The sequence below is a fragment of the Parasphingorhabdus sp. genome (genome assembly GCF_048267785.1).
GTDB lineage: Bacteria > Pseudomonadota > Alphaproteobacteria > Sphingomonadales > Sphingomonadaceae > Parasphingorhabdus.
In genome coordinates this window covers 80,126-105,778 of sequence record NZ_JBLWWU010000005.1, presented here as the reverse complement: position 1 = coordinate 105,778, position 25,653 = coordinate 80,126, and the positions used below count along the sequence as shown (strand labels likewise).

At 55.5% G+C, this 25,653-nt stretch carries 32 protein-coding genes and 2 tRNA genes; 9 read left to right on the top strand and 25 right to left on the bottom strand.

The annotated features are described in order from the left end of the window. Positions 1 to 34 precede the first annotated feature (34 nt). Genes ACN0VD_RS05785 through ACN0VD_RS05745 form a run of 9 tightly spaced genes read right to left on the bottom strand, consistent with a single transcriptional unit; the run spans position 35 to position 6,690 of the window. Positions 35 to 250 (bottom strand): hypothetical protein, encoded by a 216-nt coding sequence (locus ACN0VD_RS05785; RefSeq protein WP_417592556.1) that lies wholly within the window; start codon positions 248 to 250, stop codon positions 35 to 37. After that, positions 247 to 450, bottom strand: a complete 204-nt coding sequence (locus ACN0VD_RS05780; protein WP_417592554.1) for a hypothetical protein — start codon at positions 448 to 450, stop codon at positions 247 to 249. The genes ACN0VD_RS05785 and ACN0VD_RS05780 overlap by 4 nt, the downstream gene beginning before the upstream one ends. Further along, positions 437 to 889, bottom strand: a complete 453-nt coding sequence (locus ACN0VD_RS05775; protein ID WP_417592552.1) for a hypothetical protein — start codon at positions 887 to 889, stop codon at positions 437 to 439. The genes ACN0VD_RS05780 and ACN0VD_RS05775 overlap by 14 nt, the downstream gene beginning before the upstream one ends. Next, positions 889 to 4,494, bottom strand: coding sequence for a thermonuclease family protein (locus tag ACN0VD_RS05770; RefSeq protein ID WP_417592550.1), 3,606 nt, complete (start codon positions 4,492 to 4,494; stop codon positions 889 to 891). Before ACN0VD_RS05770 ends, ACN0VD_RS05775 begins: the two co-directional genes overlap by 1 nt. 32 nt (positions 4,495 to 4,526) lie before the next feature. Continuing rightward, positions 4,527 to 5,384 (bottom strand): hypothetical protein, encoded by an 858-nt coding sequence (locus ACN0VD_RS05765; protein ID WP_417592548.1) that lies wholly within the window; start codon positions 5,382 to 5,384, stop codon positions 4,527 to 4,529. Further along, on the bottom strand, positions 5,377 to 5,784 hold the full coding sequence (locus ACN0VD_RS05760) for a hypothetical protein (RefSeq protein WP_417592546.1): 408 nt from the start codon (positions 5,782 to 5,784) through the stop codon (positions 5,377 to 5,379). The genes ACN0VD_RS05765 and ACN0VD_RS05760 overlap by 8 nt, the downstream gene beginning before the upstream one ends. 13 nt (positions 5,785 to 5,797) lie before the next feature. Continuing rightward, positions 5,798 to 6,088 (bottom strand): hypothetical protein, encoded by a 291-nt coding sequence (locus tag ACN0VD_RS05755; protein WP_417592544.1) that lies wholly within the window; start codon positions 6,086 to 6,088, stop codon positions 5,798 to 5,800. Next, positions 6,085 to 6,528 carry a hypothetical protein gene (locus tag ACN0VD_RS05750; protein ID WP_417592542.1) on the bottom strand — a complete coding sequence of 148 codons (444 nt, stop codon included), beginning with the start codon at positions 6,526 to 6,528 and terminating at the stop codon, positions 6,085 to 6,087. Before ACN0VD_RS05750 ends, ACN0VD_RS05755 begins: the two co-directional genes overlap by 4 nt. Before the next feature lie 12 nt (positions 6,529 to 6,540). Beyond that, on the bottom strand, positions 6,541 to 6,690 hold the full coding sequence (locus ACN0VD_RS05745; RefSeq protein ID WP_417592540.1) for a ribbon-helix-helix protein, CopG family: 150 nt from the start codon (positions 6,688 to 6,690) through the stop codon (positions 6,541 to 6,543). A 130-nt stretch (positions 6,691 to 6,820) separates the two neighbouring features. Here ACN0VD_RS05745 and ACN0VD_RS05740 point away from each other — a divergent pair, with 130 nt between their 5' ends. Further along, positions 6,821 to 7,045: a hypothetical protein gene (locus tag ACN0VD_RS05740; RefSeq protein ID WP_417592538.1), complete on the top strand. Its 225-nt coding sequence runs from the start codon at positions 6,821 to 6,823 to the stop codon at positions 7,043 to 7,045. Here ACN0VD_RS05740 and ACN0VD_RS05735 read toward each other — a convergent pair. Next, entirely contained in the window at positions 7,042 to 7,266 is a 225-nt protein-coding gene (locus tag ACN0VD_RS05735) for a helix-turn-helix domain-containing protein (protein ID WP_417592536.1), read from the bottom strand. The two genes, ACN0VD_RS05740 and ACN0VD_RS05735, sit on opposite strands and share 4 nt — an antisense overlap. A 75-nt stretch (positions 7,267 to 7,341) precedes the next feature. On the opposite strand from ACN0VD_RS05735, the gene ACN0VD_RS05730 reads away from it, so the two are divergent. Next, positions 7,342 to 8,193 (top strand): hypothetical protein, encoded by an 852-nt coding sequence (locus ACN0VD_RS05730; RefSeq protein WP_417592534.1) that lies wholly within the window; start codon positions 7,342 to 7,344, stop codon positions 8,191 to 8,193. A 42-nt stretch (positions 8,194 to 8,235) separates the two neighbouring features. Here ACN0VD_RS05730 and ACN0VD_RS05725 read toward each other — a convergent pair whose 3' ends face one another. The 7 genes from ACN0VD_RS05725 to ACN0VD_RS05695 all read right to left on the bottom strand — a co-directional run bounded on the left by ACN0VD_RS05725 (position 8,236) and on the right by ACN0VD_RS05695 (position 11,164). Beyond that, complete coding sequence (locus tag ACN0VD_RS05725; protein WP_417592532.1) at positions 8,236 to 8,571, bottom strand: hypothetical protein; 336 nt, start codon at positions 8,569 to 8,571, stop codon at positions 8,236 to 8,238. Then, positions 8,550 to 8,813, bottom strand: a complete 264-nt coding sequence (locus ACN0VD_RS05720) for a hypothetical protein (protein ID WP_417592530.1) — start codon at positions 8,811 to 8,813, stop codon at positions 8,550 to 8,552. Before ACN0VD_RS05720 ends, ACN0VD_RS05725 begins: the two co-directional genes overlap by 22 nt. A 178-nt stretch (positions 8,814 to 8,991) precedes the next feature. Next, positions 8,992 to 9,999 carry a bifunctional DNA primase/polymerase gene (locus tag ACN0VD_RS05715; protein WP_417592528.1) on the bottom strand — a complete coding sequence of 336 codons (1,008 nt, stop codon included), beginning with the start codon at positions 9,997 to 9,999 and terminating at the stop codon, positions 8,992 to 8,994. 3 nt (positions 10,000 to 10,002) lie between these two features. After that, positions 10,003 to 10,371, bottom strand: coding sequence for a hypothetical protein (locus ACN0VD_RS05710; RefSeq protein WP_417592526.1), 369 nt, complete (start codon positions 10,369 to 10,371; stop codon positions 10,003 to 10,005). Continuing rightward, positions 10,368 to 10,553 (bottom strand): hypothetical protein, encoded by a 186-nt coding sequence (locus tag ACN0VD_RS05705; protein WP_417592524.1) that lies wholly within the window; start codon positions 10,551 to 10,553, stop codon positions 10,368 to 10,370. Before ACN0VD_RS05705 ends, ACN0VD_RS05710 begins: the two co-directional genes overlap by 4 nt. Continuing rightward, the gene (locus tag ACN0VD_RS05700; protein WP_417592522.1) at positions 10,553 to 10,780 is read right to left on the bottom strand and encodes a hypothetical protein; all 228 of its coding nucleotides are present in this window, start codon (positions 10,778 to 10,780) and stop codon (positions 10,553 to 10,555) included. The genes ACN0VD_RS05705 and ACN0VD_RS05700 overlap by 1 nt, the downstream gene beginning before the upstream one ends. A gap of 177 nt (positions 10,781 to 10,957) precedes the next feature. After that, complete coding sequence (locus tag ACN0VD_RS05695) at positions 10,958 to 11,164, bottom strand: DNA-binding protein (protein ID WP_417592520.1); 207 nt, start codon at positions 11,162 to 11,164, stop codon at positions 10,958 to 10,960. Positions 11,165 to 11,326: 162 nt separating this feature from the next. On the opposite strand from ACN0VD_RS05695, the gene ACN0VD_RS05690 reads away from it, so the two are divergent. Together ACN0VD_RS05690 and ACN0VD_RS05685 are read left to right on the top strand one after the other, a co-directional pair. After that, positions 11,327 to 12,190: an Arc family DNA-binding protein gene (locus ACN0VD_RS05690; protein ID WP_417592518.1), complete on the top strand. Its 864-nt coding sequence runs from the start codon at positions 11,327 to 11,329 to the stop codon at positions 12,188 to 12,190. A gap of 3 nt (positions 12,191 to 12,193) precedes the next feature. Beyond that, on the top strand, positions 12,194 to 13,438 hold the full coding sequence (locus tag ACN0VD_RS05685; protein WP_417592516.1) for a tyrosine-type recombinase/integrase: 1,245 nt from the start codon (positions 12,194 to 12,196) through the stop codon (positions 13,436 to 13,438). Between the two features lie 9 nt (positions 13,439 to 13,447). Here ACN0VD_RS05685 and ACN0VD_RS05680 read toward each other — a convergent pair. From ACN0VD_RS05680 to aroA, 6 genes are all read right to left on the bottom strand, one after another. Next, a tRNA-Leu gene (locus tag ACN0VD_RS05680) sits at positions 13,448 to 13,534 on the bottom strand. A 96-nt stretch (positions 13,535 to 13,630) separates the two neighbouring features. Then, complete coding sequence (locus ACN0VD_RS05675; protein WP_417592514.1) at positions 13,631 to 13,912, bottom strand: integration host factor subunit beta; 282 nt, start codon at positions 13,910 to 13,912, stop codon at positions 13,631 to 13,633. Positions 13,913 to 14,140: 228 nt separating this feature from the next. Beyond that, positions 14,141 to 15,844: a 30S ribosomal protein S1 gene (gene rpsA / locus ACN0VD_RS05670; protein ID WP_417592512.1), complete on the bottom strand. Its 1,704-nt coding sequence runs from the start codon at positions 15,842 to 15,844 to the stop codon at positions 14,141 to 14,143. A gap of 208 nt (positions 15,845 to 16,052) precedes the next feature. Beyond that, positions 16,053 to 16,697 (bottom strand): (d)CMP kinase, encoded by a 645-nt coding sequence (gene cmk, locus ACN0VD_RS05665; RefSeq protein ID WP_417592510.1) that lies wholly within the window; start codon positions 16,695 to 16,697, stop codon positions 16,053 to 16,055. Next, positions 16,694 to 16,954 carry a CBU_0592 family membrane protein gene (locus tag ACN0VD_RS05660; protein ID WP_417592508.1) on the bottom strand — a complete coding sequence of 87 codons (261 nt, stop codon included), beginning with the start codon at positions 16,952 to 16,954 and terminating at the stop codon, positions 16,694 to 16,696. Before ACN0VD_RS05660 ends, cmk begins: the two co-directional genes overlap by 4 nt. Further along, positions 16,954 to 18,300: a 3-phosphoshikimate 1-carboxyvinyltransferase gene (gene aroA / locus ACN0VD_RS05655; RefSeq protein WP_417592506.1), complete on the bottom strand. Its 1,347-nt coding sequence runs from the start codon at positions 18,298 to 18,300 to the stop codon at positions 16,954 to 16,956. Before aroA ends, ACN0VD_RS05660 begins: the two co-directional genes overlap by 1 nt. Before the next feature lie 183 nt (positions 18,301 to 18,483). Here aroA and ACN0VD_RS05650 point away from each other — a divergent pair, with 183 nt between their 5' ends. The 5 genes from ACN0VD_RS05650 (at position 18,484) to ACN0VD_RS05630 (ending at position 22,784) form a co-directional block, all read left to right on the top strand. Beyond that, on the top strand, positions 18,484 to 18,810 hold the full coding sequence (locus ACN0VD_RS05650; RefSeq protein WP_417592504.1) for a TIGR02300 family protein: 327 nt from the start codon (positions 18,484 to 18,486) through the stop codon (positions 18,808 to 18,810). A 50-nt stretch (positions 18,811 to 18,860) separates the two neighbouring features. Then, positions 18,861 to 18,936, top strand: a tRNA-Ala gene (locus ACN0VD_RS05645). Positions 18,937 to 19,062: 126 nt separating this feature from the next. After that, the gene (locus tag ACN0VD_RS05640; protein WP_417592502.1) at positions 19,063 to 20,247 is read left to right on the top strand and encodes an NAD(P)/FAD-dependent oxidoreductase; all 1,185 of its coding nucleotides are present in this window, start codon (positions 19,063 to 19,065) and stop codon (positions 20,245 to 20,247) included. A gap of 99 nt (positions 20,248 to 20,346) precedes the next feature. Then, positions 20,347 to 22,308: a DEAD/DEAH box helicase gene (locus ACN0VD_RS05635; RefSeq protein ID WP_417592500.1), complete on the top strand. Its 1,962-nt coding sequence runs from the start codon at positions 20,347 to 20,349 to the stop codon at positions 22,306 to 22,308. 20 nt (positions 22,309 to 22,328) lie between these two features. Further along, complete coding sequence (locus ACN0VD_RS05630) at positions 22,329 to 22,784, top strand: YaiI/YqxD family protein (protein WP_417592742.1); 456 nt, start codon at positions 22,329 to 22,331, stop codon at positions 22,782 to 22,784. Here ACN0VD_RS05630 and ACN0VD_RS05625 read toward each other — a convergent pair. Next, on the bottom strand, positions 22,781 to 24,751 hold the full coding sequence (locus ACN0VD_RS05625) for a proprotein convertase P-domain-containing protein (protein WP_417592498.1): 1,971 nt from the start codon (positions 24,749 to 24,751) through the stop codon (positions 22,781 to 22,783). The two genes, ACN0VD_RS05630 and ACN0VD_RS05625, sit on opposite strands and share 4 nt — an antisense overlap. A gap of 110 nt (positions 24,752 to 24,861) precedes the next feature. Continuing rightward, the gene (locus ACN0VD_RS05620; RefSeq protein ID WP_417592496.1) at positions 24,862 to 25,626 is read right to left on the bottom strand and encodes a 16S rRNA (uracil(1498)-N(3))-methyltransferase; all 765 of its coding nucleotides are present in this window, start codon (positions 25,624 to 25,626) and stop codon (positions 24,862 to 24,864) included. Positions 25,627 to 25,653: the final 27 nt, after the last annotated feature.

Below are 25,653 nucleotides of genomic sequence, written 5' to 3'. Positions count from 1 at the left end.
CATCTTGGATTGCCCTTGCACGATTACACCAGAATTACACACAGGCAGTTTTGGCTTCTGATATAAAGCTATCCAGAATTTCAGGATCAGGACAATCAGGGTCGAGCGAGGGCATGGCAAAGCCAGCATTGCGGAATATCTGCGCAATGTCATTCATGCGCTCGACAAGCTGGCTATCAGACCAATCAGCATAAGGAACCACGCCTAGACGCCTCTCTAGTGCCATCATCCGGCGAGTCAGCCGGTTCATTGGCTTATCCACGCCCGAAATTCAGGGGACGTTCCAGACAAGTCCATATCGTCAAAATCGGCGTCAATCCCGGCGCTGTCATCCAGCGTTGCAATCTCATGGTCTGATAGCGGTTGGCCAAGCCATTGCTTGAGCGCAGGCGATAAGCCCACCGGCTTTTGCATTTCGAGCCGTGAAATTCGGCGGTTAAGCTGTCCCATTGTTTCCGTCCCTCTCTTCCAATGCCTGCAACCGTGTTTCCAAGTCGCAGATTTCGACCAATTGCTTATGCGATGTTAGCAGGCCCATCACCTTGCCAGCCTCTTCCGGCGTGACTTCACCAGCAGCGACAGCCGACAATAGCGCCGTGGAAGCCGTGACAGCATCCAGCGCCGTTGCAATGGTAGGCAGGGCAAACACAACCGGGCTATCTTTCCGGGCTGGCAGCAACCGCTCAAGACACAGGCGGATTGCGGCCCCGTCACCCTCTAGGGCCATTTCAATTGCCTTCCGCGTGATTGCGTCCGCTTCGCCATCCAGCAAAGCCTCGACAGCCAGCGTTGTTTTGTTTCGCGCACCCTTTGGACGACCGCCCAGCTTGTTACCCGGCGCGAATGTCCCATCCGATTTTTGCCCGCTATTTATCGGCTTTTTACTCATTATTGCACCAACTGGAAACCGGGAGGCGGCGGCGGAATATCGGCAGGCTGACGTTTAGCAGCTGGGCGAGACTTGGCAGGGGAACCGAACATTGCTTTTTTTGCTTCCCGCCGACTGTCTGAAATAATATCCTTTATCTGTTTGACCTTTTGGTCATTTGAAAGCGCCTCATATTCCGGCGTCTTAATCATCGCCCCAATGCTGGCCTTGGCCATTGTCCCGGCTCTCTCTTGAAAGTCTGCGTATTGATGGCCGGTCATATCGCCACGTTGAGGCGCACCAGATCGAACGCCCACCCGGAGCAGTTCATTTGTTACAGGGTCATTCTTGCGGGTCGATTCCCAAATTGGCGAAATGGCATCAGGCCCTAGACCGCCTTCACCGGCAATCGGTTGCCCCCAAAAATCACGCTTTGACGGAAGGCTTGCACCCATGCCGGGAATCCGTGATTGGATATATTCGCCCGTTGTTTCCGTGTCGCGGAATGTCGGGTCATTATATCGGGCCGCTTGAGCAACGCCAGTTGGCACAGCAGCAGAACCAGCCAGACGCTTTAGGAACCAATCGGCATTGCGTTCCGGGTCATCCAGAGCAGACAGAAAATCAGTCATGCCGGATAGCCAAGTCTTGCTTGCCATGTTCGACATAATCGAAGCAACCAGCAGCGTTGCACCGTCCGCCTGTTGAGCCTCAGACATTCCGTCGCCCATGGTTGCCAGATCAGCCGCCGTTCCAATGGTCGAGGCGAACGGATCGAGGCGCAGATAGGAATAATATTTGTCGCCAACCTTGATTGAGTAAGGTTGCCAGCCATCGGCTCGAAGTAATCTCTCTTTGGATTGGTCAGAGGGAGGCGCACCCGTCAAATAGCCTTCACCAGCAGCCTTTGCCATCATCGCACCGAAACCAGAGCCGACAGCAGACCGGGCCAGCGCCATATCACGACGAGCGCCACCGGCGGCAACCTCTTTGCGCCATTCTTTCATTAACGGAGCCAATGGCGACCGCTCGATAGAAAACTTGAACAGATTGGTAGGAGTCCGCACGAAAGGCAGGATAGCCTTCAGGATAGGCAAGTCCTGTGTGACGCCTGAAATCTTGCTGCCAACAGGACCAAGCGGCCTTGTAAACGTCAGATAGCGGCCATAGTCGAACGACTGTTGCAGCATTTCGTCAGTAGGATCAGCCAACAGTTCCGCTGCCCGGTCTTTCGCAGCCTTGCCCTTCAAGCCCTCTTTGCCAGCTTCACGGACAGCAAGGCCCGACAGTTCCATACGCCGCGCCATTGCCTTAAATAGTTCATCCTCAGCAGCCAGCGCCCTTGTGGGAATCCGCAACGCTTCACCAACTTTGCCGGGGATTGCCTTTTGTGCGAGATCCTCAACCTTGGTTACAGCGTCCGAAGGCTCACCAGTGCGGAACGTCCGCGCCATTTGCCTTAAGCCCTCTCTCGTGCCTTGGAGCAGGCCAGCCGACCTTGCGCCCAATTCAGAGAACATCACCCTATCCACCGCATCGGAATTAAGCGCACGACGAGCGCCGCCAATTGTTGCCGCAACCGCATGTTCTGGCAATTGCGCCAGAGCCGTTAGCGTGTTGCTGGTCATATTCACGACATGGGTTTGAGGCCCGGACAACAGGAAGTTATACCACAATTCAACGGCCATATCTTTAAAGCCGGGTTTCATGGCCTTTTCAGAAAACCGATTCAGCTTGCTAGGGTCTTCCGCCAGATCAATGATTGCGTCCGCAGCGTCCTGAATCCGGCGAGGACCGCCAGCACTACCAACCAGACCACGCAGGACATTTGCCGGAGCGTCCCGGCTATCCGCTGCAATACGGAAGGCTTGCAATGCTCGACCGGCCTCAGCCGTTGCGCCGCTGACTTGCTCCTGAAGGCCACCACGAGAGCGAACCCACGACACCAAGTCCATAGGCCCTTTGTGCGTCAGATAGTTTTCAGGGTTGCGTTGAGACTGAAAGGCGCGGCCTTCAAGTAATGAGCGTTCATCGACCGGCTTCACTTCTGCATAGCGGCCAGCCTGAATTGCGTCCGCACCATCCGGCCCGTCAATCCTGTTACTTGGCATGGGGAGAATATCATCCGGCGCAATGCGTTGAGCAGACGCGGCAAGCTGCGCTTCAGTCGGCTGTTGCAGGAGAGGTCGAACTTTGTTTACGTCGATAACGTCACGTTGCCGGACGGATGGATCAGCCAGACCGCTATCCGATGCAATGGATGAAGGACGCTCCATAGTGAAACCGGGAGGCGGTGGCGGAATGTCACCAGCAGGGGCAGATTGACCGATCTTTGAAGGGGCGGGAAGGCTAAACCGTCCCGGCGTAGCTTTGAAGCCAGCATATCCACCACCAAGGCCACCAACGGTTTGTGCGGCAAGCTGCGCCCATACGTTGCCCGGTGCAACATCATTGGCATATTCGCCAGCCACGTTAGCGCCGGTTGCGCCGCCCAATTCGGCAAGAGCAGTAGCAGCAGGAGCCTTTGCAGAATCAACCGCGCTTGTGCGAAGGGCTTGCCGGGTTGGACTTGCCCTTGTCACCAGTGAAGGCGCACGATTGGCAATCTTGCTGCCAAAGCCGATAGAGCCGCCAACGGGAACGATAGCCTGACCAGTGCCACGAGCGAAGGCTTGCGTATAGCGTTCCAGATCAGAGCGCGGCGCGGTGCTTTCATCAATCTGACCGAAGCCCATAGAGTGAAAGCCGTCCCGTATCATTTCCGAACCAAGCAAAGGCTTATCGCTGACCGGCAGGCCGACAGCATCAAGGCCCATGTTGACCAGATCGACCGGAGCGCCGAGCGTATCAACTATACCCTCATTCAGAGCGCCCATGTGCCTTGTGGCGATGTTCTGGCCATCCTTGACCACAGGAGCGCCTTGAACGTCCTCTTGCTGCCAATACTGGCTTACAGTTGCCCTTGGATTGCGGCGCATGAATGAAAGCAATTCAGGAGCGTTCGCAATGGTCTTGCCCTTGGTTGCTGCCCATTGCTGCAATTGTTCTGGCGTTGTGCTGGAATTGCGAAGCAGACCGGAATATTCTTGATAAACGTCCGGCTCCATGGGAATCTTGCCGACCATAGGCGCGGCCTTCCCCTGCTTGCGATAGGCCGCAGGCTCTTGATATTGACCTGCATAGGCCCCGCTTTCAGCCCCGATTGCTTCACGTTGTGCGGCAACATAATCCTGACCCCGCGCCGGGTCTTGGCCGAGATAATCCAGAGCAGGCAGGGCGAGGCCGCTTGCAATCTGTGACCGGCCAACGTCAGCACCGCCATTGTTGAACGAGGCGACCGGACGACCGAAGGACGCCTTGCCCGTCGAGGACACCGATGTTTGCGGCGTTACCAATCTGTCAAGCGCACTGGTTGACAACTGGCCAAGCGCGACCGGCTGGCCGTTCACCGTCCCGGTTTGCCTGCTTTCAAACGCATCGAAGCCATAGCCCCTCGCTGTCTGGCCATTTTGAAGGCGGATAGTGTCACCATCCACAACGTCACCCGTTGCCTCTAGTTCGAAGCCCGGAGGCGGTGGAGGCACTTTAGGCAAAGCCTTGCCACCACGGCGAGGCGCGTTTTCCAAAGTGAAGCCCGGAGGAGGGGAAGGCAGGGGCATTAGTTAGCCGCCACCCATGCTTTTCCGTCCCATTCAATCCGCTTGCCACCCGGCCCCGTTGCCGCTGGTCTGCGTGACGATGTGCGACCACGAGGCGCAGCCCTTGGCCGTGGATTGCTTTGGCGATAGGTTGGCGCTTGCTTCCGGCTTATGTCGTTGCTGGTGCGGACACCATCAAGCTTAACATCATAGTCATTAGCAGTTGGACCGGACGACTTGAGAACATAATCCTGCAATGCGCGAGTATATTCCGGCGTTCCCGGCTCCAAACCCAAGCCCTGCGCGTAATCTTCAAAAGGCTCCTGCCCATCATAAAGGACGGTGGATTCGCCGCTGACAGGATCGAATTGTACGCGGTCGCCATTGGACATAAAGACTTGCGGGGCGCGTTGTGCCGCATCTTTGTCCTGTGCCATCCATTCCCGCTGTTGCTGGGCCATATCATATTCCCATTGCTGGCGGGCAATGCTCTTTTCCTGTTCAGCCCGCCGCGCCAGCTTCTGCTTCATGTAAGGCGCATATACCGGAGCATTGCCGTTGCGCTGCAAAAGCGTATCGCCGATTGTCCCCATTACGTCCCAACCAACACCCCCTTTGCCGAAGATGTGCTTGGAGCGCGTATCGGGCAGGCTTTCAGGGCGTTGCAACGGCGGTTGCTGGGAAGTGCGATTGCGGCCAAAGATACCGCCTATTTGCGGACCCCTGCGGCTGTTGTCCTGCGGCGCTGGTTGCTGCATCAATTCTGTTTGCTGTGCGTCCATCGGGACAGGCTGCAACGTTGCGCCCTGTTCGCCGCTTTGTAGCTGGCCGAGGAATTGCGACAGATTGCCGGGGCGTCTTTGCTGGGGGCTAAACATTCTCTTCTCTCCAATAGTCTTTGAATATCTTGGCGTTTTGCATGATCGCTTTGCTTGCGTTGCCGGAAATCACGGGCAAGCTGTTGTCAGCATCTACGTTGCCGCTTTCAGCCATTGCGTCTACGTGCGCGACCGCTTCGCCATACATTGCGTCTGACAATTCCCCCTGGCCTTTAGCCTGGAGGGCAACGCCCAAGTCCGACAAGGTGCAGGCAAGCAACGAGCGTTCATCATCGCCGCCTTGAGCGGCAGCGAGGCGAGCAAAGACACTGGCTTCAGTTAACGCGAAAACCGCATCCGTGTCTGGATGGCCAATCAGGTCCGTAGCATAACGAACCATTGCAATTTGCGCGTCCTTGTCGCCAGCAGCGGCCTTTGAAAGAGTTTGAAAAATGCTCATTCAGTTTGCCCCGCTAGTGAATGTTCGGCACGACCACGCGCCCGGTTGAACCAAAGTTGTCCGCGATCATTGCCGATAAGACATACCAGCCTTGCGGCGTTTCCAGCATCGGCAGCATGTTGTCAGGCAGATGAACGAGAAAGTCCCAAACCGCCTCAAAGTCAGCATCTATGCCAGACGCGCAAATATCACTGACAAGCGATGTTGCCGCGATCAGCCGCGCCTCATCGTATGAGATACCGACATAAGGCGAGCGAAGCGCAGCGCCCAATATTTCCCCAAGAGTTGCTTCTGGTCTGTTCATGCCGCAATCAACCCATGGTCGCGGCATCGGTCGAGCAGGGCGTTTAGCTGCGTGATTGCGCTTGCGGCGTCCGTTGCGTCAGCAACAGCGGCCCCTTGTTCGCCCAGAACGTCAGACAGGCCCGTTACCTGTGATTGCGAAATGGAGCCGCCCAGATTATCCAGAATATAGTTTGCTGCAAAATCAGGGATCGAGCGGCAGAAGTTGCCCCGATGGTCCATGATCTTCAATGTTTGACCAGCAGCGGCAGACCAATAAAATTCTACCATACCAATATTGTCCGAAGGCGCATAGTCGAGGGCCGCGCCATCATCATCCGTGAAGCGTGTCCCGCTGTCATCAGCATAGACCGCGACAACTTCGTTGCTGGCATCCAGCACTTGAGCGCGTGAAGGCCCATAGCCGCCGTTGGTCTGGATTGCTTCGTAATATTTGTTCATCTCTAACCCCAATCAGGCCGCGTCTTCCAATTCAGCCCGGAGAGCATGGCGCAACAGTTCCGACAGGCTCATGCCTTGCCGCTCCGCCTTGGCCTGAGCCTTCGCTAAAATGGCTTCATTGACCCGAAACCTGACAGGTGTGTGATGTATTTGACCGCGCATAAAACCTCCTATAAAGGTCAGCACTCCTTACCTACATTGGTAGGAAAAGTCAAGTAAAAAGGGCCGGACAGGACCTAAATTTGCGGTGAAATGAGGGCAAAACGGCCAGCATATTGACCACGGCGGCAATTTGCGCGATACTGGCAGGATGAATGAAGGCAACCAGATCGTTATCATTGTAGGATCGTTGGCCATCCTCTTTGCCAGCCTGACAGTGGGCAGCAAGATAGGACAGGCGGTCGAGCGCCGCTTTCAGACAGCAGGCAACGCCTTTGTTGCCCCCTTCTGGATTCAGGCCGCTTGCTCTATTGGTTCCCTCGTGATTGGCTTTGGACTGGTCTACTTCCTGCTTTAAGCGCCGTCAGGGACCGAAACAGACGACCGGCCAGCCTTACGCCCAAATTTGACGCCCTGCGCCTCTAGCGCCCCCTGTAGGGCCTTGGCGCTATCATCGGCAATATCATCGCCAGCCTCAAACCGCGCAACCGTTATCCGGTGGACGTTCGCAGCGTCTGCCAAGTCTTGCGCCCGCCAGCCCAAGGCCGCTCTTGCCATTTTGCATTGTGTTTTGTTCATAGTGATACACCGTATAGCATAAAAGCTGTTGACGCAATAAAGTTAAGGTGTTACTTACTGTATCAGTTAATCACGATGATTAACGACCGACTAACAAGGATTGCAGTCCCGTTAGCCGGTCTAATCGAAACCAAACGAAGATTGGAAACGACTATGACCAGCACTACAACAAATCCATTTGATGGAAAAGCCTTCGCCGAATTATTTTCAGAGTATAAGGCGGCTTTCAACAACGTTAATTGCTTGGACGACGACACCGAAGTAAACAGCGAAGCAACCCGCATGTATCAGATCGAAGAGGCTATATGGGCGACACCCGCCGCCGACACAGCAGAAGCGCATCTAAAGCTTGAAATTGCCAGCCGCGACCACCCACATTCTTTAATCCCTGAACATGCCCTGCAATCCGTTCTGGACGACACGCGGCGACTGTTGACCGGTGGAGCAAGCCCTTTGTTTGACCCTAAGCTTTGGCTTGCCCTGTGGACGCAGGACGGCGGCGGATATGCTGTGTCTTGCGATCAGTTGAACATTGTAAAGCCAGCGACAGTCCTGCCGCGAACCGTCGAACTGTTGGCCGAAATCGAACAGGCCAATAACCGCGATGTTCTGAAAGCCTATATTTTAAATCGTGACGACAGTGAGGCAGGGGAGCCGAACGATTGGCAGGGCCTATGTAATGCCCTTGAGACAGCAACGGCCAATGCCAACCAGCCATCCGACGACGAGACTTGCGACCGCAACGCCGACATTCAACTAAAGGCCGTACAGGCCCTTATGTTGCATCCGGCGAAGGATATGGCGGCATTTGCCCACAAGATGGAAAAATTCGCGGAGCATGATTGCGGCAGCTATAGCGACCAGATCAAAGACCCCATCATTGCGACATTGCTTGCCGATACAAAGAGGCTTGCAAACATAGCCTAACCAGTTGGTCACTCGCCACGGCGAGAACTGCCCCGGTAGCTGTCATGGTTGCCGGGGCTTTTTCGTGCCTATTTCCTCTGGTTCATTTTTTAATTTCGCGTCATTTTGAACCGAAATTAATTTACGCGTCCTGCCGTCTTCGCGCTTACTTTCAATCGGCGCACTTTGCTGCGATTGAATCTCCTGCCGCTTGTTGCGGGATGCCCTTGCTATGTTGCGGGCCGCTTTTCGGTTTCGTGCCATTTTGGTCCAAAACCACTTCCTGCCATCTTCTCTTCGGCTTTCAATAGGGCCATTTTGTCCCGATTGAACTTTCCGCGCTTCCAGCAATTCCGCACAGCGCCGGATATGCCTATCTAGTCTGCACCAGCGGCCCATGATTGAGCCTTGGCATATTCCGCCTTCTGGTCTGCGCTCATTGGCACAGGGACGACAGGGGAGCCGTGGCCACCCTCCACAACCTGCAAATGGATAAGCCGCCGCGATGTAGCATTGTGCGGACGATACGACCGAGCAAGCGCATCTTCGAACGTTTCGCCAGCAGTCCACTGCACGGCATGAGGAACGTCAACCGTTGTCCACGCCTCAATTTTTCGCAATCTCTTTTCCAATTTGTGCATCCGTTTTTCCTTTGTTTGATTGTCGGTCCTGTTTTATCCTGTTTGAACAGGTCGAATTGCTGGTCAGATTAAGGCTGGTCGATATTGACCAGTAATGATAACTTACACCCTCCCCCCTCTCCCCTGCCTTATTACGCAAAACCAATTGAAACTGACCGGCGACAAAATTTGGCATTTTTCAGAAGGCATATATGGCCGGGGCATCTTTGGCCGGTGGTTTGACGACCCGAAGCTTGCCCATGCTTTCCAGATATGACCGCGCAGCCGTAAATCGTTTGCGTGACCATCCTAGTTTTTCATGCATGGCATTGGCGACAACGAACGTATTGCGCTCGAAATGCAGACGGCGCAGAAGATCCAATAGGAAAGCAGCATCCGGCGCAGCTTTGTGAGGCAACTCATCCTTTGGAATGAAGGCGTCTATTTCATCAAAGCCCTTGACGATCCGGCGACCGCTACCAGACCAGTTTTTTCCGGCGCACTGATAATCCCATGCCGAAGCGGCCACCGTGATTACTTCGCTATCGTCGAGCGGTGGAACCATAGTTGATTTATTGGCTAGGGCCACTTGGTTAAACAGGGCTTCCATGCCTTCTGCATCACGAGCGAGGCGCAAGGCTATCTTGAAGAGGGCAGCGTTTCGCTTTCCCTCGTTAGCCTGGGCCATCGATAACCCATCTTGCGGCAATGGGGCGTCATTGCCCACCACAGGCAGGCGCATAGGCTGTAACAGCCCTATGTCGTTCAGAGAGCCTTGAATAAACTGGTATTGACCCTTGCCAGCATTAGACGGCGGGGCGATTGCCACACCACCGCCGAGAATATCAAACGGACTACCCTTTTCCGGCCGGATTTTTCGGCCTTCGCCGTTGTGCTTATACCAAGCATGAAAACCACCTGACGGCGTTCTTGCTATGATAGGCGAAGGGCCGAACCGCTTTAGTGAATCGGCTAGGAAATTTTCGCTAGGCGTATCGATATCGAGGATCGACAGCTTGCTACGCTTCCCACAGAGAAAGCCGAACGCTTCAGAATCTTGAAATTTCTTAACCCATTCACGTGAGGCAGGATGCCCCGCCTTATCGTAATTTCCGACAGCAGGGACTTTCGTCACGGCATTAAGCGGGAAGGTGGCAATTCCCGCTTCCGCATATCGTGGTTGCCATATCGCAAAAGCCCCCGCCATAGTTCAGGCGATTCCCGCCAGTTCGCCTTGTCCATCATCCGGCTTTGGCGCGTACTGTGGCAGGCAGTAAGGCGATATACGGACACTACAGCCACCCATGCGCCGGGTTGGCAGCATTGCCACCTTGCCCGCCTTTTTCATGCTCGACAGACGCGCCCGGATAACGTCAGGCCGGATTGCATCGCCGAGCGCCTGTTCAGCTTCCGCATAGGTCAGACCAGCAGGGCCAGCCTCGACCACCAGCGGCATAATCATTTCCTCTTGCGTCCGCTTGAAGGGAGCCGCCATCTTGGCCCCATCCTTTGAGGACTCGCTGCCCTTGCGATAGCCGGGGCCGGTTGGATAATCGGGCATTGTGTTTTCGTCGGTCATTGTGCTGCCTCCAATTCAATCCCTGCCTTTTCGACCAATTGGCCGAACCATCGTTCTTGCCGTTCAGTCAGCGGCGTATCGTCAACCGCGCATTGGCCCAAAAAGCTGCCGCATTTTCGGGAGGCCTTCATATTGCTGGATAGTATGGCGAGCGCCGCAGCGCGTTGTTGCTCAAAGTTCATCAGTTTTTCCTTCCGAGGCTGTTGAGTTTTTTTCCTGCATTTTGGATTGACCACGCATTGCGGGCGCGGATCAGTTCGAGCGCCCATGGCCGCACATCGTCCCAATTGCCGGACACCGTGGAAGGCATACCCTTTAGGAGCGTTTCAACGTCTGGATGCCGAACGGTGAGAACCGGACGCCTGTTATCAGTGGATTGCGGCTTGGCCGTTAATTGATAGTCGTGCATTGTAAATTCCTTTGGTTATGGAATCCATGCAGACAGGGCCTAAACGCCACTTGATTTTCAGGGCAATTTGCCCTATAAGAGCGGTGCTTGTCGTAAAGCGTCTGTCTACAAAGATATTCGAGAAAGGTCGTTCCTGCACGGGACGGCCTTTTTCATTGAGGGAAGCGAGGGCTGCAATCATGCAGCTTCCGGCCTGATAGGCTTTTCCCCGCTTGCGTACGCTTTCAGTTCATCCAGACGATAGAACCGGCGACCGCCAACCAATAGGCTGTCAGGGCCGACTCCCAGACGATGCCATTCGGCCAGCGTCTTTGACTTAAAGCCCAGAAACTTTGCCGCTTCGTTCCGAGATACGCGACCGTCCGGCGTTGCTTGGATATTCATTAAATTTTCCCTTCAAATATAGGTTCCAAAATAGACCCCTATTCTATTGGCATGATTTAACCTTGGGCGCAAGGGGCAAAAGGGGTTGTTTTGGAACCTAAAGGGTTGACGTGGAAAATCTATTCGCTTAACGTCCCATGAAATCCCATATTGGAGGGCGAAATGACAAAAAAACAAGCTGGGCCGAAGGGCAGTGGACTCGATTACACATTTGCAAAACTGCGGATGCCTACAAAACTAAAGGCACTTCTCACCGACAAGGCGAAGTCAAACGGCAACACGCTCAACGCAGAAATATTAGAGCGGTTGCAATCCAGTATCGATGCCGAAACAGGTCTAGGAGGCCCGCAAATGATAGCGCTATGGTCTGACCTGAAAAAAGAAATAGACTATGCAGAGCAGGCGACAGGGAAGCAGTGGCAGGCAGATACAGCCACCTTTGCAGCGGCCAAGGCATTGCTTGAGGCGCAGCTTTTGCGCTTCCGGCCACCGATGGAAAATCAGAAGGAAGTTTTTGCCGCAGGCGATGAATTAGACAGGCGCGAAGCCTCACTAAATGCGCGGCTGGAAATATTGGAGCGTTGCGGCGTTATTAAAAAGTACGAGTGGCAAAACGCCTTTGCAACTCTTGCTGAAAATTCAAGATCGCATGGCGGGATTTTTGGAGCGGCACGAGCGCGGACCAATAAATCTCGCGGCAAGGTCTATGAAGGAGAGGCCGAAAAATTCCTTAGCGATGAAATTAGGCAATGCGGTTATGTTCTAGCCGTTGATTTGGAGCAGGACCCGGAGGCTTGGGATATAACCGACGAGGACGGAAGCGAGGCAGCGCCAGCGCATGGCGCGGCAATGTCCGCACTGTTGGCCAGTATCCCGAAGGCTAGAAACCACGTTACTGAGGCTAGGATTGTCTTTTCGGACTCCTTTGCCAAGCAACAGGAGGCTGAGGCATTAGGGAAAGCTTTGGCGAAGAATAAATTGCAAGGTCCCATCGTCACAGACCGACCCGACATTGAGGATTTGTAAATCATGGCCCTTAAATTTGCTAAGCTGACCCGCCCCGCTATCAGGAGCCTAGAGAAAGGCCAGAGCCTAACAGAGCATGGGATAACCGCCCTGTGCCAAGCGTCCGGCGATCTACGCTATTCGATTAACATCATGGTTGATGGCCAGCGCATCCACCGGGTTATAGGCAGGCAGAGCGAGGGCGTGACCAGAGAGCAGGCGGAAAACGCTATAGAGTCGTTTCGCACCAAGGCCAGAGAGGAAAGACTAGATCTGCCAACCAGAAAGAAAACCCATCGGACATTTGCCAAGGCAGCAGCCGAATATCTGGACCGATTGACCGCGACAACCGGCCAGGGTCAAAAGGGCTTCAAAGACCTACCCAACAAGCGCAGGCATATAGGCCAGTATCTTTCCCCCTATTTCGGATCGAAGAGGGCTGACCAGATCAGCAGCTTTCTTGTGCAGCACTACACTCGCCACCGGCTGGACAGCGGAGCGAAGCAGGCGACCGTCAACCGCGAACTATCCACGCTTTCACACATGATGAGCCATTTCGTCGAATGGAAATGGATTAAAGAAGGGGACCGGCCCAAGATAAAGAAGGGCGAGGAGCCACGCAAAAAGATTGTCGTTCTGACCGACGACACCGCAGCGGCCCTGTATAACGGCGCTGTTGCCGATCAGGACGGCTCAACGTGGCTGTTCGTTATCATAGGGCTTAATAGCGCCATGAGACATAGCGAGATATTGCGGATTAAATGGGATGATATAGACTTTGACCAGCGCCGCATCCACCTTGAGGAAGCCAAGGCAGGGCAGCGAACCCAACCAATCAGCGAAAGCCTGACCAAAATTCTATTGCAGGAGCGTGACCAGCGCGAGGACAAAAAGGGCTGGCTGTTCCCGACCCAATCCGCAGGCGCAAAGCATCCTTACCGGAGGACGATGCACCGGCAGTTTGAACGCGCCGCGATCAGGGCAGGGCTGGACCCGGCAAAAGTCACGCCCCATGTTATGAGACACACCGGCATTACCAGACTTGTCAAAGCTGGCATCGACCTGCCGACCATCCAGAAGATATCAGGACATAAGACGTTGGCAATGGTCTTGCGTTATGCCCACATGGACGACAAGCATATTGATAAGGCCATGAGTGCAATTGACACCGGAAAACTTGGCACGATTACACCAGAATTACACACAGGCACGATTGGCGACAATTCAGACGGCCCTAATCTGGCTGTGATAAATGGTGATAAAGCCTAGTTTTCCTAATGGTGCGGACGGCGGGACTCGAACCCGCACACCCATTTCGGATAGCAGATTTTAAGTCTGCTGCGTCTACCATTTCGCCACGTCCGCACCGGTAGGCCCGACTTCCGTCGGATATTGTCGACAAGCATTATTGCGCGTCCGCGGTCAAGTGCATACACGAATAATGTCAGAAAATTTTGAGGATTAGCCTTTGTTCAGCCGCTCGCGGATTTCTTTGCCAGGCTTGAAATAAGGCACTCTCTTGGCCGGAACTTCCACTGATTCACCAGTGCGCGGATTACGGCCCGTGCGTGGTTTCCGCTGGCGTGTTGAGAAAGCGCCAAAACCGCGCAGTTCTACGCGACCACCGTCAGCCAGTTTCTGGCTGATCTGATTGAAAAACAGGTCGACGATTTTTTCGATTTCATCCGGTTTCAATTCCGGATTCTCTTCGGCAAGTTTTTCCAATAGTTCAGAACGTATCATCGGTGCACCTTTCCGATTCCCGGGAAATCCCGAAAATTCATGCAGCAAAGACTCTAAGAGCCTTGAAGTCTGATGTCATTTACACCCCATAGATGCCAGAAATCATGTCCGTTTTCAATGGCTTTGGGAGCGCCGCAAGATTTGCCCCAAAATGGGAGCTGGCAATGAAAAAGCCCGCCCCGATCAAGGGGAGGGCTTTCTTGTCATTTCGTCTTGTGGTTGAAGAAACTATTCTTCTTTCTTTTTCAGCGCTTCGCCGAGGATGTCGCCGAGGCTCGCACCGGAATCGGTTGAACCGAATTGTTCCACAGCCTGCTTCTCTTCTGCCAGCTGATGCGCCTTGATCGAGAAGTTCGGTTTCTTCGAACGGTCGAAACCGGTGATCATGGCATCGAGCTTCTGACCAACCTGGAAACGGTCCGGACGCTGTTCGTCGCGGTCGCGGCCCAGATCGCTGCGCTTGATGAAGCCGGTTGCGCCATCGTCGCCCATCTGGACTTCGAGGCCGCCATCGCGGACTTCGAGAACGGTAACGGTTGCAACCGAACCCTTTTTGAGGCCGCCGGTATCAGCACCACCCATGGCAGGTGCACCTTTTTCAAGCTGCTTCATGCCGAGCGAAATACGTTCCTTCTCGACATCGATATCGAGAACGATGGCTTTGACCTGCTCACCCTTATGGTGGAGGTTGAGCGCATCTTCGCCGGAAATGCCCCATGCGATGTCAGACATGTGAACCATGCCGTCCACGTCACCTTCAAGGCCGATGAACAGACCGAATTCGGTTGCGTTCTTGACTTCGCCTTCAACCGTGCTGCCGACCGGGTGCGTGTCCGCAAAGTCGGTCCATGGGTTGGACTGAGCCTGTTTGAGGCCAAGCGAAATACGACGTTTCTCGGTATCGACCTCGAGAACGATGACTTCCACTTCCTGCGAGGTGGAAACGATCTTGCCCGGATGGACGTTTTTCTTGGTCCAGCTCATTTCCGAAACGTGGACAAGGCCTTCGATGCCTGGTTCCAGTTCGACGAACGCGCCATATTCGGTGATATTCGTGACCGAACCGGTAAGCTTCGTGCCAACCGCATATTTCTCGGTCGCGCTGTCCCAAGGATCGCTCTCGAGCTGCTTCATGCCAAGCGAGATACGCTGCGTGTCCTTGTTGATCTTGATGATCTGGACTTTCAGCGTGTCGCCGATGTTGATCATCTCGTTCGGGTGATTGACCCGCTTGTAGGAAAGATCGGTGACATGGAGCAGACCGTCGATACCGCCGAGATCAACGAACGCACCATAATCGGTGATATTCTTGACGACGCCTTCGGTAACCTGACCTTCAGCCAGCGACTCGATAAGACCGCTACGCTGTTCGGCGCGGGTTTCTTCGAGGATGGCGCGACGCGAAACAACGATGTTGCCACGCTTGCGATCCATCTTGAGGATCTGGAAAGGCTGGGTGATGTCCATCAGCGGAGTCACGTCGCGCACGGGGCGGACATCGACCTGGCTGCCGGGCAGGAAGGCTACGGCACCGTCGAGGTCGACCGTGAAGCCGCCTTTGACGCGACCGAAGATAACGCCTTCAACGCGATTGCCGTCGTCATATTCTTTTTCAAGCTTGTCCCAGCTTGCTTCGCGGCGTGCGCGATCGCGAGACAGCATGGCTTCACCGTTCACATTTTCGATGCGGTCGACATAGACTTCGACTTCATCACCAATGGAAATGTCGGCTTTCTGACCGGGAGCGGCGAATTCGCGCAGCGCTACACGGCCTTCTGATTTCAATCCTACATCGATGACAGCCATGTCATTTTCGATGCCGGTTACGGTGCCTTTGACGACGCGGCCTTCAAAGCCCTGATCTTCGCCACCGAGTGATTCGTTTAACATTGCCGCGAAATCGTCGCGGGTTGGAAATGCCGTTGAGGCCATATGGTTCAATCCTTGATAGTCAATTTTTCTGGCCAGGCGGTTGGTTCCGCCGGTCTTGGACCAAAATTGCCACGACCACCTCATGTGATCGCCGCATCCCCAGATAACTGCCAAATATTTGATGTATGCGAGGGCAGGCAGAAATGCCAAAAGCTGCGCCAAAACCGAGCCGGTTACCTACCAACCCGTCTTGCGCACCATTTGTCTGCTATGCCGGATCTTTGTCGCGCCGGCCGCTTGTCTTCGCATTCACCAAGGCAATCGCCTGCTGAATGGCGGCGTCTATAGTCAAATCGGTCGTATCTAGCAAGTCTGCATCTTCGGCGGCCTTGAGCGGTGCCGTGGCGCGATTTTGGTCGCGTTCGTCACGCCGCAAAATGTCAGCCAGAATGTCATCGAAACTGGCGGGCTCGCCGCGGCGCTTCATTTCCTCGAACCGGCGCACCGCGCGTGCGTTGGATGAGGCCGTTACGAACAGTTTTACATCGGCATCCGGAGCTATGACCGTTCCGATATCCCGGCCATCAAGCACCGCACCGCCGGGTTGGTGAGCAAAATCCTTTTGGCGTTTGTCGAGTGCTATTCTGACCTCGGGGTGAACCGAGACACGGCTGGCCAGACCGCCTACGACTTCGCTGCGCAGGGCCGGGTTGTCGAGCAAGGCGTTGTCGAACTGGCAGGCCGCAAGCGCATCGGCGGGATTGTCCGCGTCTCCGCCACGTTCCCTGAGCGTCCAGCCGACCGCACGATAGAGCAGGCCGGTGTCGAGAAAGGGCAGCGCGAAATGCTTGGCCAATTGTTTGGATATCGTACCTTTGCCAGAAGCAGTAGGGCCATCAACGGCGATAATCATGATTTTTGCCTCGTATGGTTCCGATAGGCCTTCCAAAGGCCGCCAATGGCGATGGTAATCCAGACGATTTCAAGCAGAAATGACGCCAGATTGAAATGCACCATCAGAGAGATGGTAAGCAAAAGAGCGCCTGCCAGGTTGGAGCCGTTATACAGGAATGCGTTCACCTCTTTGGCATAGACATTATAGGCATAGGCGCAGACGATCAGAATGCTGCCCAATATGCCGATGACATTTGCCGAAAATCCGTCAATCATCAGGATGCCAGACTCGCCACAAGATTCTGAAACCCGGGGAAGCTGGTTTGCACCGGCCGGATATCATCGACCGCAAGGCCGGATTTTGTCACGAGACCTGCGATCGCGAAACTCATGGCGATACGATGGTCGAGGGCGGTCTCGATCACCGGTTTGGGTTTGCCGCCGGGTAACGGTTTTCCGCCGCTGCCCTCGATTGTCAGGCCATCTTCCTGTTCAGTCAGTTGGACGCCGAGCAGTGTGAGGCCTTTTGCCATTTGTGCCAGCCGGTCGGATTCCTTGACTCGCAATTCATGCAGGCCGCCGGTTGTTGTTTGCCCGCTGGCGATGGCCGCTGCTACAAACAGGATGGGGAACTCGTCGATCATACTGGGCGCGATATTGGCCGGCACATCGATGCCGGTGAGCGCGCTATGTTTGACATATATGTCCGCAACCGGTTCGCCACCGACCGTCCGCTTTTTCTTGAAACTGATGTCCCCGCCCATATTCTGCAAGACTTCGAACAGTCCCGAACGGGTGGGATTGATGCCGACATTTTCGATGATGATGTCGGATCCGGGTACGATCAGTGCTGCAACCACCAGAAAAGCGGCGGATGACGGATCGCCCGGCACCTTGATCTTTTGCGGTTGCAGTTCCGCTTCGCCGGTCAGCGAGATGACCCGGCTGCCTTCCGCGTCTGTTTCGACGCTGATTTCCGCTCCGAAGCCCTTGAGCATGGTTTCGCTATGGTCGCGGGTCAGTACCGGCTCGATGATACGTGTAATGCCGGGCGTATTGAGGCCGGCGAGCAGGATTGCCGATTTGACCTGCGCCGAAGCGACCGGCAATCGATATTCGATGGGCAATGCAGGGCACACGCCTCTCACCGTCAGCGGCAGGCAGGATTTATGGTCCGAAGTCTCGCGTGCCTGAATGTCGGCGCCCATTTCCGAGAGCGGATCGATCACCCGGCCCATCGGCCGTTTCGTCAGACTCGCATCGCCGATGAATGTGGCGGTGATCCCGTGTGACGCGACCAGACCCATCAGCAAGCGCGTCGACGTGCCGCTGTTGCCCATCTCGATCGCATTGTCCGGCTGCATCAGGCCGCCGACGCCGACACCATATACGGTCCAGACGTCACCGGCCTTTTCGATTCTTGCCCCCATCGCCCGCAATGCGTCGGCAGTCGCGAGGACGTCTTCGCCTTCGAGCAGTCCGGTAATCCGGCTCTTGCCAACGGCGAGCGCCGATAATATCAACGCGCGGTGTGATATGGATTTGTCTCCGGGAACGGAAATTTTACCGGTGAGCGGGCCAGACGGTTTGAACGTTACTGGCTGTGGTGTATTGCTGGTCATGTCAGAGCTTTGTTAGCGGAACGCACGAATGATTCGTGCAGGAATATCAAACGGCTTTTGACAGCGCAGCAAAGCTATGGCAAGGCGCGCCGGATTTCGCGGCTGATTTAGATAAAACTTGAATCGCTGCATAGCGGACTTACCTATCAACGAATTGATTTAGACAGGATTTGGACACCAGCCATGGTTAAACCGGAATGGGGCACAAAACGCACATGCCCAAAATGTGGAACGCGCTTTTACGATCTGGGCAAAGAAGACCCGGCGACCTGTATTGAATGCGGGGAAAGCTTTGTACCCGAAGCCGTCCTGAAATCCAAACAACCGATGCCTTTCGAAGCCGCGCCGAAGAAGGATGCGAAGAAGGAAGAAGATACGGTGGATGATGATGATTTGGACGTCAACATTGACGATGACGATCCATCGCCAGACAATGAAGTTGATCTGGGCGGTGACGACGATCTGGGTGTCAGCAAGGGCAAAGGTGACGACGAACCCGACGATACCTGATTTTTGATTTGCTTTTTGAAGAGCGCTTGGATTAAAGGCGCTCTTCATATGGGGCCTTAGCTCAGCTGGGAGAGCGCTTCGCTGGCAGCGAAGAGGTCAGCGGTTCGATCCCGCTAGGCTCCACCAATTTTTCGGACACAAAGCCCGTCCGGGGGACGGGCGACCGAAAAATTCCCGAGCGTAAGCGAAGGGCCCGTAGCGGGCGGCACTCGCAATCTGTTTTCCGGCATATTTGTGAGCTAGCTCTTATCCATGCGCAAACCACCCACCCATTATGACGCGATAATCCTTGGAGCTGGCGGAGCGGGTCTGATGTGTGCTGCCGTTGCCGGCCAGCGTGGGCGGAAGATTCTCCTGATCGATCACGCTGACGAGCCGGGCAAGAAAATCCTGATTTCCGGTGGCGGGCGCTGTAATTTCACCAATATCGGTACTGCGCCCGATCGCTATCTGTCGCAGAACAGGCATTTCGCGAAATCGGCGCTGAGTCGCTATACCGCCGCCGATTTTATCGCACTGGTTGATCGCTACGGCATTGAATGGCACGAAAAGACGCTGGGGCAGCTCTTCTGTGACGGTTCCGCCAGGCAGATTGTCGCGATGCTGATGGACGAGTGCCCGGCCGACACGGTCAGCCTTTCACTGGGCAAGACGATAACCGATATCGGCCACAGTGATGGTCGTTATCGCGTCGAATATGGCGGGGAGACCGCTTTTGCGCGGTCTCTTGTGGTTGCCACAGGCGGGCCATCGATCCCGAAAATGGGGGCGACCGGATTCGCCTATGATCTGGCGCGGCAATTCGGTTTGAAAATTGTTGAGCCGCGACCAGCCCTTGTGCCACTGACTCTGGGCGGGGAAGAAGCCCTGTTTCGGGAGCTGTCCGGCGTCTCGGCACCGGTTATTGCACGGTGTGGGAAAACGGCCTTTCGGGAAGCTGCCCTGTTTACGCACAGGGGCTTGTCGGGGCCGGCGATTCTGCAAATTTCGTCCTATTGGCAGCATGGCGAATCGGTCGAAATTGATTTTATGCCCGATTTGCCGGGTGACTGGCTGACTCAGGCGAAGAGGCAATTGCCGCGGCTATCGCTAAAAAAGGCGATCAATGCCCATTTGCCCACGCGCCTGGCCGAAACGCTGATCGAGCGAATCGCGCTTGAAGGGGAATTGGGCAACCTGACCGACAAGAAACTGGATGAGGCGGCAAGGCGTCTCTCCCATTGGCGATTCAGGCCCAACGGTACAGAAGGTTTTGCCAAGGCAGAAGTGACGGCTGGCGGGATCAGCACCGGCGAACTATCATCGAAAAATATGGAAGCTAGGCAAGTGCCCGGTTTTTATGCTATTGGCGAAGCTGTTGATGTTACCGGCTGGCTCGGTGGCTATAATTTTCAATGGGCTTGGGCGAGTGGCCATGCTGCCGGCAAGGCAATATGATCCCCAGCGCAGTCCGTCAAATAACAACATATTCTTCATAAACCGCAGGCGACTGGCAGTTCCGCGCGGCTTTCACATTTGCCACGGAATATAAATATTATGCCTTTCTCGAAATTATCCCCGCTTCTCGCCGAGGCGCTTGCGGCGCACGAATATGACAAGCCCACTCCGGTACAGGCCGCCGTGCTTGAACCGGAAGCGGATGGCCGCGACCTAATTGTGTCCGCACAGACCGGCTCCGGCAAGACTGTTGCCTTCGGTCTGGCGATGGCGCCGCAATTGCTCGACGACAACGGGCGTTTTCCGTTTCTGGTCGAGCCGCTGGCGCTGGTGATCGCGCCAACCCGGGAGTTGGCACTTCAGGTAAGCCGCGAACTGACCTGGCTCTATCAGCCTGCCGGGGCGCAGATCGCGACCTGTGTCGGCGGCATGGATGCTTCGAAAGAGCGCCGGACCCTGCGGCGCGGCGCGCATGTCATTGTCGGCACGCCCGGCCGGTTGCGCGACCATCTGGAGCGGGGCGCGCTTGACCTGTCGAAATTGCGCGCAGTGGTGCTCGATGAAGCGGACGAAATGCTCGACATGGGCTTTCGCGAAGATCTCGAGGAAATTCTGGATGCTACCGGCGAGGAGCGGAGAACTTTGCTGTTCTCGGCAACCATGCCAAAGCCGATTGTATCGCTCGCCAAACGTTATCAGAATGACGCGCTGCGTATTTCCACCGTCGGCGAAGATCGCGGTCATGGCGATATTGCCTATCAGGCAATCACGGTTGCTCCAGCCGACACCGAAAATGCGGTGGTCAATCTGCTGCGTTTTCATGAAGCGGAATCGGCGATGCTGTTTTGCGCCACGCGTGAGGCGGTGCGCCGTTTGCACGCGAGTCTTGTCGATCGCGGCTTCAGTGCGGTGGCGCTTTCGGGCGAGCATACGCAGAGCGAGCGCAACCAGGCGATGCAGGCCCTGCGCAGCAAGCGTGCACGCGTCTGTGTGGCAACCGACGTTGCTGCCCGCGGCCTCGATCTGCCGACGTTGAGCCTCGTCGTGCATGTCGACATGCCGCGCGATGCAGAGACATTGCAGCATCGGTCCGGCCGTACGGGCCGTGCCGGTAAAAAGGGTACGGCGGTTATCATCGTACCCTACCAGCGGCGCAAGCGGGTCGAATCCATGCTGCGCGGCGCCAAAATCAACGCTGAATGGAAGGATGCACCGACCCGTGCCGATATTCGCAAGAATGATGCTGAACGGCTGATCGAAACATTGTTGCAGCCTGTCGAAATCGATGACGACGACATGGAATTGGCGAAACGTCTGATGGCAGAAAAAACGCCGGAAGAAATCGCCGCGATGCTGGTGCAATCGCACCGCGCGAAAATGCCTGCGCCTGAACAAATGCTTGATCGGGGCGCCCAGTCCCAACCAGCCAAGGGCGGCCCGCGTCCCGGTTTTGAAGATACCGTCTGGTTCAAGATGAATGTTGGCCATAACCAGCGCGCAGATGCCCGCTGGCTGTTGCCGGTTTTGTGCCGCCGGGGTCATATCACCAAGAATGAAATCGGTGCGATCCGGATCAACGGCGACGACACCTTGTTCGAAATCCCGCGGCGAGTGGTGGACAAATTTACCGCTGCCATTGCCGAAAAAAGAGAATTCGGAGGGGATGATACCGACGATATTGTGATCACCCAGTTTGAGGGAAAGCCGCGTGATGCAGCCAAGCGCAATCGCAAAGGCGGGCGTGGTGACAATGGTGGCGGCAAGCGTGATTACAGCAATGCCAGCAAGAAATTTGGCGGCAAGAAGTTCGGCAAGAACAAATTTGGCGATAAACCGGGTAGTGGTGGCAAACCTTATCAGAAGCGCAAGCCGGAAGGCGAAGGCGGTTCCGATGGCGGCGGAGCAAAGCGTGACTTTGGTGGCGGGTTCAAGAAAAAATCCGACCACAAGGGTGATCGCAAATCCGGCTCGAAAGATAAATCCGGTGGGGGCGGCAAGAAGCCGCATCGCGGAAGGCGTTCGTTTGACGGTGGAAAACCCGGCAGACCCAAAGCTGACTGATCTTTTCGATGACCAGCGCCATTCAGATATTGGTTGATGCGGATGCCTGCCCGGTGAAGGATGAAATTTATCGGGTCGCGGATCGCCACGGCGTGGCGGTGGTGATTGTCAGCAACAGCCCGTTTCGGGTGCCGATCCACCCGCTGATCAGTCGGGTCGTCGTGAGCGATGCCTTTGATGCAGCCGATGATTATATTGCGGAGCGAACCAGCGCACGGACGGTGGTGGTGACCTCTGATATTTTGCTCGCTGATCGCTGCGTGAAGGCCGGCGCGGCGGTGCTTGCATCTAACGGCAAGCCCTTTACCGCCGACTCTATCGGAGCGGCGGTGGCGACGCGCGCGATCATGGCTGACCTGCGTGCCGGAATGGGGACAGAAAATATCGGTGGTCCGGCTCCCTTCAGCAAAACGGATCGCTCGCGCTTTCTGTCTGCACTGGATGAAATATTGGTGCGGTTGAAGCGCGGCGGCTAGTCTACGGTTACCCGAAAGGTAAGCGCAAAGCTGCTCGCCGGTGCCAATGTCGCGGCACTGGCGGTGATTGTTGAACCGGCAAATGATGCTCCATAGGGGTCGCTTTCATCGGCCCCGGTTGGATTGTCATCTTCCACGGTAGCGGCTGCTCCACAATTGCTGCCGCTCCTCATCGTTCCCGGCGTGTAGGTGAAAGGCCCGCTAAGACTATCGGTTGCAACAACGGCATCCGCCTGGGCTGCCCCGCTGTTGCTGATCAGGATACAATATTGGACAATCGCACCGGGAATGCGTTTCGGATTTGTGGTGCCGTTGACCGGGTCGCTGATGATCGAACTGATCTTGGTAACACTCATGGTTGTAGATGGTCGACAGAATGTGAAATCGTGAATCGACATGGCCTGATTGCCCGACGCAGTCGGTGTGGTTGGCATATGATTGCCATATTCCACGGTGACCGAGTCGACCGGAGACGTAAAGGTCACCACGACATTCCCGAACGGATCGGTTGCGCCCGATGCGCCATCCCCGATAACACTATTACCGCTTACGTAGTTGGCCGTGTTGTTTGACAATGTCGGAAAAACGGTTGCGCCGTTATAGGTGCCGGTGACGGTTACCTTATCGGTGAACTGGTTGGCCGCATAGTCGATATCAAATATCTTGAACTGAAGACCTGGGACGGCTGTCGGCAAGGTGAGGGTCACGAGGCCGGATTGCGTCTCATCGCCGTTGCTCATGTAAAAATACAACGCCCGTGTACCCGATGGTCCGCCGCCTGTGTTGGCCGTGTTTATTTCCGGTGTGTTGGTGGTGAAACCGCTGGTTGGTGGTGTGACGCTGAAAGTGACATTGCCCAGTCCGGTGACGCTATAGCTATGATTGAGCGAGCCTGATGGTGACCATGTCGTCGGTGCGGCCCAGCTGAAATTCAACTGGTTGGAAATGGGGCATATTGACGTGAGAGAGGGCACATAGCCGGCTATGCGCCCGCCCGCGGTGAAGCTAACGCTGGCATAGTCATCTTCGCTGGTCACGCCGTTATTGGGGGTTGAATCAATATCCACTGCGGAAGACGAGCGAATTTGTGCGATATTGGTGATTGTCCCCGATGTTGCCGTGATGTTGACGTCGAGATCAATCGACAGCGTTTGCCCCGGTGCAATGGCCGTTCCCAAAGTCCAGATACCACCACTATATGTACCAGTACCAGCAGTGCCGGTCAGCGTGACACCACTCGGCAACGTGTCACTCACGGTCACACCCGTGGCCGACAATGTCGAGGCGGCGGCGTTGGTCACCGACAGCGTATATCGACCGGTATTGGCCGACGTCGCACCAAAGGTTTTGGTCAGCGACAGATCCGCATAATTCGCGGGCGCACTGGTCAGGAACAAATCGGCGCGGCGGAATGTGCCGTTATCAGATCCTGAAAATCCATCGCAAATTTCAAGCCGCCATGTGCCCAACGAATTTTCTCCGTTGAATGCGTTGAGCGGGGCGTTGGGGATGAAATTATTGGTATAAGGCGGGTTATTGGTATTGTGATTGCTGTTCGTCGCGTTGACGACTTCGGTGCCGCCATCGTTCAGGCGGACGTTGAGATTGTCTGCGCTTCCGCCACTGCTAGTGTCTCCCGTAACCACCTGGACTCTGGTGCCGGCAGGTGACTGCAGGGTCAGGCTGATATCGCCGCGCCAGGTGTGGCTTGCGATGAAGCCCAGATCGACATCCGACACCATATAGCTCGTGCCAACCGTGAAGTTGCGGACGAGCGGAGCGGTACAGGAGGTTGACCCATTAATCGCGGCGGTCGTGGTATTGGTGTAGGTTGTCGTTGTTTGGGCTCTTGTTTCCGATGAAAGCGTCAAGAGCATCAAGACAGACAGCAGAAACAGGCCAGTCTTCGCCACCCACAGACGACTGGTGGCGTTCTCATGATCACATGTTGATACCCCGAAATTCATTGACCGGTTCTAGGAAAATAGACTGAATAAATGGTAAAAACCCCGGTAACGCTTTCGGGATAAAGAGATTTTACAATTCGCACAAATACGCCATTTGGGCTGTTCAGCGATTATCCGGGGTTCCAGTCGCCGCGGCCCGCCATCCACAGGCTGACAGCGGCCAGCGCGGCTGTATCGGCGCGCAATATGCGCGGACCGAGCGAAACCGGGACCGACTGGGGAAGGGCGCGGATCATTTCATTTTCGGTGTCGGAAAAACCGCCTTCGGGCCCGATCAGGATCGCCGCCGGGCCGTCATGGGCGACCAGCGCCTTGCGGAAGCTGCCTTCACCGCTCTGGTGGATACGCTCGTCGGCGAAGAAGAGATGGCGTTCGGAAGGCCATTGTTCGAGCATGTCGGTCAATTTTACCAGCGGATCCAGCGAGGGCAGAGCGGTGCGTTCGCATTGTTCCGCTGCCTCGATCATATGGGCGTGCAGCTTCTCCGTCCTGATATTATGACTCTGGGTGCGTTCGGTCTGTACCGGAATGATCCTGTCGACGCCGAGTTCGGTCGCTTTCTCCGCGATCCAGTTGAAACGGTCCTTTTTGATCGGCGCGGTGCACAGCCAGAGATCGGGAACCGCTTCGCGTTCCCGGGTCTTGCCATCGATCATCAGGATCAGATCGCGTTTGCCCACCGCTGACACATGGGCAAGATACTCGCCGGTGCGGTTGTCGAATAATTTTAGCGGATCGCCTTGCTTGATCCGCAACACTTTCAGCAGATAATGGGCATGGCTGCCGTCGAGCCGGATTTCAGCGCCGTCAGAAAGCCCAACATCGACATAGAGGCGCGGGGCGCTGTGCGGGGGATAGGCGGGTGTGGCTGGCATATCGTGGATATAACCGTTCGTCCTGAG